Here is a 9692-nt window from a genome sequence, read left to right as displayed (position 1 = left end):
CCATCCCGCCCACGCTGGGCCCGGGCGGGGGGGGGGGGCGCCGGGCAGCACCCGCCTATCCCCCCCCCGGGGGGGGGCCGGGCGCACGCCCCCCCCCCCCCCGGCCCGCTCCTCGTCGGCTACGCGGGGACGCTGGCCACACCCGGAGCCAGGAACCTCTTCCCGTTCACCCGCTCCGAGACGCCCTCCCGGTCCAGATACGGCGTGATGCCGCCCAGGTGGAAGGGCCAGCCCGCGCCCGTCAGCAGACACAGGTCGATGTCCTGGGCCTCCGCGACGACGCCCTCGTCCAGCATCAGACCGATCTCCTCCGCGACGGCGTCGAGCACCCGCGCCCGGGTCCGCTCCTCCGTCAGCACGCTGTCGCCCTGCTCCAGCAGCGACAGGACGTCCGGGTCCAGCTCGGGCTTCCCGGAGTCGTGCACGTAGAAGCCCCGCTTGCCCGCCTTCACCACGGCCGCCAGATTCGGCGAGACCGTGAAGCGGTCCGGGAAGGACCGGTGGAGGGTCTCGGAGACATGCAGACCGATGGCGGGTCCGACCAGCTCCAGCAGGACCAGCGGCGACATCGGCAGACCCAGCGGCTCGACCGCCCGCTCCGCCACGTCGACCGGGGTGCCCTCGTCGATGACGTTCTGGATCTCGCCCATGAAGCGCGTGAGGATGCGGTTGACGACGAACGCCGGGGCGTCCTTCACCAGCACCGCGCTCTTCCTGAGCTTCTTCGCGACACCGAACGCCGTCGCCAGCGACGCCTCGTCCGTCTGCTCGCCGCGCACGATCTCCAGCAGCGGCAGGACCGCGACCGGGTTGAAGAAGTGGAAGCCGACGACCCGCTCCGGGTTCTTCAGCTTCGAGGCCATCTCGGTGACCGACAGCGACGAGGTGTTCGTGGCGAAGATCGCGTGCGCCGGGGCGACCGCCTCGACCTCCGCGAACACCTTCTGCTTGACGCCCATCTCCTCGAAGACGGCCTCGATGACGAAGTCGGCGTCGGCGAAACCGTCCGCCTTCTCCAGGACTCCGGTGACCAGACCCTTGTAGCGGTTGGCCTTGTCCTGGTTGATCCTGCCCTTGCCCAGCAGCTTGTCGATCTCGGCGTGGACATAGCCCACACCCTTGTCGATCCGCTCCTGGTCGATGTCCGTGAGCACGACCGGTACTTCGAGCCTGCGCAGGAACAGCAGCGCCAGCTGCGAGGCCATCAGGCCCGCGCCGACGACACCGACCTTGGTGACCGGACGCGCGAGCGCCTTGTCAGGGGCGCCGGCGGGCCGCTTGGCGCGCCGCTGCACGAGGTTGAACGCGTAGATCCCGGACCGCAGTTCACCGCCCATGATCAGGTCGGCGAGCGTGGTGTCCTCGGCGTCGTAACCGGCCTGGAGGTCGCCGTCCTTCACGGCGGCGACGATGTCCAGCGCCCGGTACGCGGCGGGCGCCGCGCCGTGCACCTTGGAGTCGGCCACGGACCGCCCACGCGCCACGGCCTGGTCCCACGCGTCGCCCCGGTCGATCTCCGGCCGCTCCACCGTCATCTCGCCGCTCAGCACCGACGCGGTCCACAGCAGCGACTGCTCCAGGAAGTCCGCGCCCTCGAACAGGGCGTCGGCGATGCCCAGTTCATAGACCTGCGCGCCCTTGAGCTGCTTGTTCTGGTTGAGCGAGTTCTCGATGATCACCGTGACCGCGCGGTCGGCGCCGATCAGGTTCGGCAGCAGCGTGCAGCCGCCCCAGCCCGGGACGAGACCGAGGAAGACCTCGGGCAGCGAGAAGGCGGGCAGCGCGGCGGAGACGGTGCGGTACGAGCAGTGCAGCCCGATCTCGACGCCACCGCCCATCGCGGCGCCGTTGTAGTACGCGAACGTCGGCACCGCGATGCCCGCGAGCCGCTTGAACACGTCGTGGCCGCCTTTGCCGATGGCCAGGGCGTCCTCGTGCCGCTTCAGCAGCTCGACGCCCTTGAGATCGGCGCCGACGGCGAAGATGAACGGCTTGCCGGTGATACCGACACCCACGATCCTGCCCTCGGCGGCCTCGGCCTCGACCTGGGTGATCGCGGCGTCGACATTGGCCAGCGACTGCGGGCCGAAGGTCGTCGGCTTGGTGTGGTCCAGGCCGTTGTCGAGCGTGATGAGCGCGAACGTGCCGACGGCGCCGGGGAGTTCGAGGTGGCGCACGTGCGCCTGGGTGACGACCTCGTCCGGGAACAGCTCGGCCGCGCCCTTCAGGAGTTCAGCGGTGCTCACTTGTTGCCTCCGTCGAAGTGCGGGTTCTCCCAGACGACCGTCGCGCCCATGCCGAAGCCGACGCACATGGTGGTGATGCCGTAGCGGACCTGCGGCTGCTCCTCGAACTGCCGGGCCAGCTGGGTCATCAACCGGACGCCGGAGGACGCGAGCGGGTGGCCGTACGCGATGGCGCCGCCGTACTGGTTGACGCGCGGGTCGTCCCCGGCGATGCCGTAGTGGTCGAGGAAGGCCAGCACCTGTACGGCGAAGGCCTCGTTGATCTCGAACAGACCGATGTCGTCGATCGACAGACCGGCCTTGGCCAGGGCCTTCTCGGTCGAGGGGATCGGGCCGAAGCCCATGACCTCCGGCTCGACACCCACGTACGCGTAGCTCACCAGGCGCATCCTGACCGGCAGCCCGGCCTCGCGGGCGAACTCCTCCGACGCGATCAGCGAGGCGGTGGCGCCGTCGTTGAGCCCGGCCGCGTTGCCGGCCGTGACCCGGCCGTGCGGGCGGAAGGGGGTCTTGAGCCCGGCCAGGGACTCCATCGTCGTACCGGGCCGCATCGGCTCGTCCTCGGTGGCCAGGCCCCAGCCCGTCTCACCGCCCTCGGGGCTGGTACGGCGCACCGAGACCGGCACCAGGTCCTGCTGGATCTTCCCGTTCGCGTACGCCTTGGCCGCCTTCTCCTGGGAGCGCACGGCGTACTCGTCGGCGCGCTCCTTGGTGATCCGCGGGAAGCGGTCGTGCAGGTTCTCCGCGGTCATGCCCATGAAGAGGGCGGACTCGTCGACGAGCTTCTCCGAGACGAACCGCGGGTTCGGGTCGACGCCCTCGCCCATCGGGTGGCGGCCCATGTGCTCGACACCGCCGGCGACGACGACGTCGTACGCGCCGAAGGCGATGGAGCCGGCGGTGGTCGTCACGGCGGTCATCGCGCCGGCGCACATGCGGTCGATCGAGTAGCCGGGGACGGACTGCGGCAGCCCGGCGAGGATGCCGGCGGTGCGGCCGATGGTCAGGCCCTGGTCACCGATCTGCGTGGTCGCGGCGATGGCGACCTCGTCGATCCGCGCGGGGTCGAGGCCCGGGTTGCGGCGCAGCAGCTCCCGGATCGCCTTCACGACCAGGTCGTCGGCGCGGGTCTCGTGGTAGATGCCCTTCGGGCCCGCCTTGCCGAACGGGGTGCGGACGCCGTCGACGAAGACGACATCCCTGACGGTACGAGGCACGATGGCTCTCCTCCAGGGTGCGGGTGGCTCTGCGAGCAGGCTTGCGTGGGACACATGCTACTTGCGGGTAACCGTTCCTGCCCAGGCGACGTGGGTGTTCCGCGGGTCACGGTTCGCGTGCGGGGTCGCCTGCGGCGGGCTGGCCGGTTCGCGTGCGGGCCTGTGCCTGGCCGGGGTTGGCCTCAAGCGCCGGCCGGGCTGGGGGTGGTTCCGGTGGTTACCGGGTGCCGCGGGGTCGCCTGCGGCGGGCTGGCTGGTTCGCGTGCGGGTCCGTGGTGGGTTGGGGTTGGCCTCAAGCGCCGGCCGGGCTGGGGGTGGTTCCGGTGGTTGCCGGGTGCCGCTCCGGGGTCATGCCCGGACGGCGTGATTTACGCCGCGTGCACCCCTCGTTGGACCCGAGGAGACCGGGTTGTCCACGCGGCACAAATCAGCCTGAGTGTCCGGACACGACCCCTGCGCGTCCCCCTTCCCCCCGCGGACCGGAGCGACCGGGGGGCTTGTACGGGTGTCGGGACGGCGTGAGGGGGGCGGGGTCGCAGGAGGGGTGTGTTCGGACACTCAGGCTGATTTGTGGCGCGTGAACAAGAACGCCACAGCGGGTCCAACGAGCCGTGCACGCGCCGTAAATCACGCCGTCCGGACATACCCCTCCGGAGGCCCCGAACCCCGCCCGTCGGCAGACAACCGCAACCGGAAACGACCCCGCACCCCGCACCCCAAGAGCCCCGCGCCGGACGGCGACCGGTCAGCCCGTCGCCGCCGTCGCGCCCAGCGCCCGCGCGAGCAGCGGCGCCACCTGTTCCACCTGCCACCGCCGCGCGCCATGCGCGGCCAACGCCTCCGACACCGCCTCCACGCTCCGCTCCGCCGGCGGCTCCCAGCACACCCGCCGCACCGTGTCCGGCGTGATCAGGTTCTCCTGCGGCATGTTCAGCCGCTCCGCGAGCGCCGTCACCGAGGCGCGGGCCGCCGAGAGCCGGGCCGCGGCCTCCGGGTCCTTGTCCGCCCACGAGCGCGGCGGCGGCGGACCGTTCAGCGGCTGGCCGGGCTGCGGCAGCTCGGTGTCGGGCAGCGCCTTCGCCCGGTCGATCGCCGACTGCCACTGTTCGAGCTGGCGCCGGCCCATCCGGTGCCCGAAGCCGGGCAGCGCGGTGAGGGCGTGCACGTTCAGCGGCAGCGCCAGCGCGGCCTCGATGATCGCGCCGTCGCTGAGGACCTTGCCCGGGGAGACGTCGCGCCGCTGCGCGGTCTGGTCGCGGGCGTTCCACAGCTCCCGTACGACGGCCATCTGCCGGCGCCGCCGGACCTTGTGCATGCCGGACGTACGGCGCCACGGGTCCTTGCGCGGGGGCGGCGGCGGGGCGGCGGCGATCGCGTCGAACTCCTGCCAGGCCCAGTCGAGCTTGTTCTGCCGGTCCAGCTCCTTCTCCAGCGCGTTGCGCAGATCGACCAGCAGCTCGACGTCGAGTGCGGCGTACCGCAGCCAGGGCTCGGGGAGCGGTCTGGTCGACCAGTCGACGGCGGAGTGGCCCTTCTCCAGGGCGAACCCGAGGACGTTCTCGACCATCGCGCCGAGGCCGACACGCGGGAAGCCCGCGAGCCGTCCGGCCAGCTCGGTGTCGAAGAGCCGCGTGGGGCGCATGCCTATTTCCCTGAGGCACGGCAGGTCCTGCGTCGCGGCGTGCAGGATCCACTCCGTACCGGCGAGGACATCGCCGAGGGCCGAGAGGTCGGGGCAGCCGACCGGGTCGATGAGCGCGGTGCCCGCGCCCTCGCGGCGCAGCTGTACGAGATAGGCGCTCTGCCCGTACCGGTAGCCGGACGCGCGCTCGGCGTCGACGGCCAGCGGGCCCGTGCCCGCGGCGAAGGAAGCGATCACCTCGGCGAGCGCTTCTTCGGTGGCGACCACCGGCGGAATGCCTTCGCGAGGCTCCAACAAGGGGATCGGCGCCGTTTCGACGTCGGCCGGGGGAGCGCCCCCGGTGGTTCGCAGTGCTGGGTCTGCTGCGGTCTCTTGGGCGTCGGTCACGTGTCAAGGGTATCTGTGAACGGACGCCGCCCGCCGACGGAACGTTCCGTCGGCGGGCGATGCGGCCGGTGGGGAGGGTGAAACCGGTCAGTGAATGATCCCGGTGCGGAGGGCCACGGCGACCATTCCCGCCCGGTCGCCCGTGCCGAGCTTGCGCGCGATACGGGCGAGGTGGCTCTTGACGGTCAGGGCGGAGAGCCCCATGGAGACGCCGATCGCCTTGTTCGACTGGCCTTCGGCCACCAGTCTGAGCACCTCGACCTCACGGCCGGAGAGCTCGCGGTAGCCGCCCGGGTGGCTCGGGGAACCCGGGGGGCGGCGGTGCATGCGGGGTCCCGCGCCGATGGGGGCGGCGCCGGGGCGGCCGGGGTGGCCGATGTTCGTACGCGTACCGGTCACGACGTAGCCCTTGACGCCGCCCGCGAGGGCGTTGCGCACCGCGCCGATGTCGTCGGCTGCGGAGAGGGCGAGGCCGTTGGGCCAGCCCGCTGCCCGGGTCTCGGACAGCAGGGTCAGCCCGGAACCGTCGGGCAGGTGGACGTCGGCAACGCAGATGTCGCGTGGATTGCCGACGCGGGGACGGGCCTCCGCGATGGACGAAGCCTCGATGACGTCGCGTACTCCGAGAGCCCACAGGTGGCGGGTGACGGTGGAGCGGACGCGAGGGTCGGCCACGACGACCATGGCCGTCGGCTTGTTCGGGCGGTAGGCGACCAGGCTTGCGGGCTGCTCGAGGAGAACGGACACCAGGCCTCCTGGGAAGGTGCGGGACGGGCCGGCTCTGGGGATGAAGCCGGGGGCGAACCGTGCTTGAAGGGTCATTGACCTCTTCGGCAGCAACCGTCCCCGCCTTTAGAGAATGATCACGAATTGATGAGTAACAATTCGGGCAATTCGGATGCGCGATCGATCATCCTACGAGTGGGCCCCTCCCCGGACCGCCGGTCCCGCCCTCTTCTACCGAGCCTGGGGGCCCCGCCGCTGGGGGAGCGAGACCACGCCCGCCCCCGGCTCCGTCGGGCCCGTCGGGGCCGCCGGGGGCAGCCCCGCGAGCTGGCAGAGCAGATCGCACCAGGCCGCCAGGTGCGTTGCCGAGTCCGGGACCCCGCCCAGGCCCTCGCGCGGGGTCCAGGAGGCCCGGATCTCGATCTGGGTCGCCGGACGGCGCTCCGCGAGCCCGCCGAAGTAGTGCGACCCGGCGCGCGTGACCGTGCCGCTCGGCTCCCCGTAGGAGAGACCGCGTGCTTCGAGCGCCCCGGTCAGCCACGACCAGCAGACCTCGGGGAGCAGCGGGTCCGCCGCCATCTCCGGCTCCAGCTCCGCCCGTACGAGCGTCACCAGCCGGAACGTGCCCTGCCAGGCGTCGTGGCCGTCCGGGTCGTGGAGCAGGACGAGCCTCCCGTCGGCCAGGTCGTCGTCCCCCTGGACCACCGCCGCCTCCAGCGCGTACGCGTGCGGTGCGAGCCGCTGGGGCGGCTTGGTCGGGTCGATCTCCATCTCGGGGCGCAGCCGCGCCGTCCGCAAAGCCTCGACGGCCAGTCGGAACGCGGACGGGACGGAGTCCCCCTCCGTACCCCCCGTACCGCCGACGCCGTTGGAATGATCAGAAAACTGTCCCTGAGCCGCAGCCATGCGGGGAAGAGTAGGCGGAACGAGCGTCCCGTGCGGTGAAGGACACCCGGCCCGGGGCGGCCGCTTCTGTGTACATGCGAAGATTCTGGGCGTGAGCGCCAACGACCGCCCCCCGGGCCAGCCGACGATGACCGCGCCGACAGCGGCGACACTCGCCACCCACGACTCCGCCTTCATGAAGGCGTGCAGGCGGGAGCCCGTACCGCACACCCCGGTGTGGTTCATGCGGCAGGCGGGACGCTCGCTGCCCGAGTACCGCAAGCTGCGCGAGGGCACGGCGATGCTGGAGTCGTGCACACGGCCGGACATGGTCACCGAGATCACGCTCCAGCCGGTACGCAGGCACGGGGTCGACGCCGCGATCTACTTCAGCGACATCGTCGTCCCCCTCAAGGCCATCGGCGTCGACCTCGACATCAAGCCCGGAGTCGGCCCCGTCGTCGCCCACCCCGTCCGCTCGCGCGCGGACCTCGCGCAGCTGCGGGACCTCACGCCGGACGACGTCCACTACGTCACCGAGGCGATGGGCATGCTCACCGCCGAGCTGGGGTCCACCCCGCTCATCGGCTTCGCGGGCGCCCCGTTCACCCTCGCGAGCTACCTCGTGGAGGGCGGGCCGTCCCGTAACCACGAGCACACCAAGGCCATGATGTACGGCGACCCGGAGCTCTGGGCCGAGCTGCTCGACCGGCTCGCCGAGATCACCGGCGCCTTCCTCAAGGTGCAGATCGAGGCGGGCGCGAGCGCCGTGCAGCTCTTCGACTCCTGGGTGGGCGCGCTCGCCCCCGCCGACTACCGGCGCTCCGCGATGCCCGCCTCCGCCAAGGTCTTCGACATGATCGCCGGATACGGCGTGCCGCGTATCCACTTCGGTGTCGGTACGGGCGAACTGCTCGGCCTGATGGGCGAGGCGGGCGCGGACGTCGTCGGCGTCGACTGGCGCGTACCGCTGGACGAGGCGGCACGCCGGGTCGGCCCCGGCAAGGCGCTCCAGGGCAATCTCGACCCGGCGGTCCTCTTCGCCCCCACGCGGGCGGTGGAGGCGAAGACCGACGAAGTCCTGGACGCCGCCAAGGGGTTGGAGGGCCACATCTTCAATCTCGGGCACGGGGTGCTGCCGGCCATGGACCCGGACTCGCTGACACGCCTCGCCGAGTACGTCCACACCCGGACCGCGCGGTAGGGCCTACCAGCCCGCCTTCCTGACGGCGGCCGTCGCCTTGCGGGCCGCCACCAGGACCGGGTCCCAGACCGGTGAGAACGGCGGCGCGTAGCCCAGGTCCAGCGCCGTCATCTGCTCCACCGTCATCCGGGCCGTGAGCGCGACCGCCGCGATGTCCACCCGCTTCGCGGCGCCGACGCCGCCCACGATCTGCACGCCGAGGAGTCGGCCCGAACGGCGTTCGGCGAGCATCTTCACCGTCATCAGCGGCGCGCCGGGCAGATACCCGGCCGTGCCGGTGGACTCGATGGTCGCCGAGACGTACTGGAGCCCCGCCGCGCGGGCGTCCTTCTCGCGCAGTCCCGTCCGGGCGATCTCGCGGTCGCAGACCTTGCTGACGGCCGTGCCGACGACGCCGGGGAAGGTGCCGTAGTCGCCCCCCACGTTGGCACCGATGATCTGGCCGTGCTTGTTGGCGTGGGTGCCCAGCGCGATATGGCGGGTGGTGCCCGTGACCAGGTCGAGCACCTCCACGCAGTCGCCGCCCGCCCAGATGTTCTCCTGGCCGCGTACCCGCATGGAGAGATCGGTGAGCAGTCCGCCGTGCGGGCCGAGCGGCAGTCCGGCCGCTTCGGCGAGCGACGTCTCCGGGCGGACGCCGATGCCGAGGACGACGACGTCGGCCGGGTACTCGGCGTCGTCGGTCAGCACCGCCCTGACCCTGCCGTCGTCGCGGGTCAGGATCTCGGTGACGGCGGCGCCGCCGACCGTCGTGATGCCGAGGCCGTTCATCGCCTCGTGGACCAGCCGGCCCATGTCCGGGTCCAGCGTGGCCATCGGCTGCTCGTCGCGGTGCAGGACGGTGACCTCGTAACCGCGTTTGAGCAGCGCCTCGGCCATCTCGACACCGATGTAGCCGGCGCCGACGACGACCGCGCGTCCGCCGCCGTCGGTACGGGCCAGCGTCTCGATCAGCGCCCGACCGTCGCCGAGGGTCTGCACGCCGTGCACGCCCGGCGCGTCGATGCCCGGCAGCGGGGGCCGGATCGGACGGGCGCCGGTGGCGATCACCAGCTTGTCGTACTCCGTCCACGACTCGGTCACGGCGTCCAGGTCCCGGGCCAGGACCCGTCCGCCCGCGGTGTCGATCCGCACCGCCTCGGTCCGCATCCGCAGATCGATCGCGCGCTCCCGGTGCTCCTCCGGTGTGCGGGCGATGAGGTCGTCCAGCCCCCCGACGTCGCCGCCGACCCAGTAGGGAATGCCGCAGGCCGAGTACGAGGCGAAGTCGCCGCGCTCGAAGGCGACGATCTCCAGCTCCTCGGGCCCCTTGAACCTGCGGGCCTGCGGCGCGGCGGGCAATACCGCCCCGTCGCCGCCCATGAACACCAAGCGCACCGCAGCCA

7 protein-coding genes are annotated in these 9692 nt (G+C 72.0%); 1 reads left to right on the top strand and 6 read right to left on the bottom strand.

Annotated features, from left to right (window positions below):
- Positions 1-119: 119 nt before the first annotated feature.
- From ACFWU9_RS33230 to ACFWU9_RS33210, 5 genes are all read right to left on the bottom strand, one after another.
- A complete protein-coding gene (locus ACFWU9_RS33230; RefSeq protein ID WP_384324797.1) occupies positions 120-2246 on the bottom strand; it encodes a 3-hydroxyacyl-CoA dehydrogenase NAD-binding domain-containing protein in 2127 nt (708 codons plus the stop codon).
- Positions 2243-3463, bottom strand: a complete 1221-nt coding sequence (locus ACFWU9_RS33225; RefSeq protein ID WP_384324796.1) for a thiolase family protein — start codon at positions 3461-3463, stop codon at positions 2243-2245. The genes ACFWU9_RS33230 and ACFWU9_RS33225 overlap by 4 nt, the downstream gene beginning before the upstream one ends.
- Positions 3464-4208: 745 nt before the next feature.
- On the bottom strand, positions 4209-5492 hold the full coding sequence (locus ACFWU9_RS33220; protein ID WP_384324795.1) for an HRDC domain-containing protein: 1284 nt from the start codon (positions 5490-5492) through the stop codon (positions 4209-4211).
- 87 nt (positions 5493-5579) lie between these two features.
- Complete coding sequence (locus ACFWU9_RS33215; protein WP_023537917.1) at positions 5580-6239, bottom strand: response regulator transcription factor; 660 nt, start codon at positions 6237-6239, stop codon at positions 5580-5582.
- A 210-nt stretch (positions 6240-6449) separates the two neighbouring features.
- On the bottom strand, positions 6450-7124 hold the full coding sequence (locus ACFWU9_RS33210; protein WP_384324794.1) for a DUF3000 domain-containing protein: 675 nt from the start codon (positions 7122-7124) through the stop codon (positions 6450-6452).
- A 91-nt stretch (positions 7125-7215) separates the two neighbouring features.
- On the opposite strand from ACFWU9_RS33210, the gene hemE reads away from it, so the two are divergent.
- Positions 7216-8307 (top strand): uroporphyrinogen decarboxylase, encoded by a 1092-nt coding sequence (hemE, locus tag ACFWU9_RS33205; protein ID WP_384324793.1) that lies wholly within the window; start codon positions 7216-7218, stop codon positions 8305-8307.
- A 3-nt stretch (positions 8308-8310) separates the two neighbouring features.
- Here hemE and ACFWU9_RS33200 read toward each other — a convergent pair whose 3' ends face one another.
- The gene (locus ACFWU9_RS33200; RefSeq protein WP_384324817.1) at positions 8311-9684 is read right to left on the bottom strand and encodes an FAD-dependent oxidoreductase; all 1374 of its coding nucleotides are present in this window, start codon (positions 9682-9684) and stop codon (positions 8311-8313) included.
- Positions 9685-9692 lie beyond the last annotated feature (8 nt).

Origin of the sequence: Streptomyces sp. NPDC058653 (assembly GCF_042716895.1) — a bacterium.
GTDB lineage: Bacteria > Actinomycetota > Actinomycetes > Streptomycetales > Streptomycetaceae > Streptomyces.
This window is presented reverse-complemented; position numbering and strand designations above follow the sequence as displayed.

Bases quoted from the DNA above. Each gene is read 5' to 3' on its own strand.
- ACFWU9_RS33210 (WP_384324794.1), bottom strand. From the start codon at position 7,124: ATGGCTGCGGCTCAGGGACAGTTTTCTGATCATTCCAACGGCGTCGGC.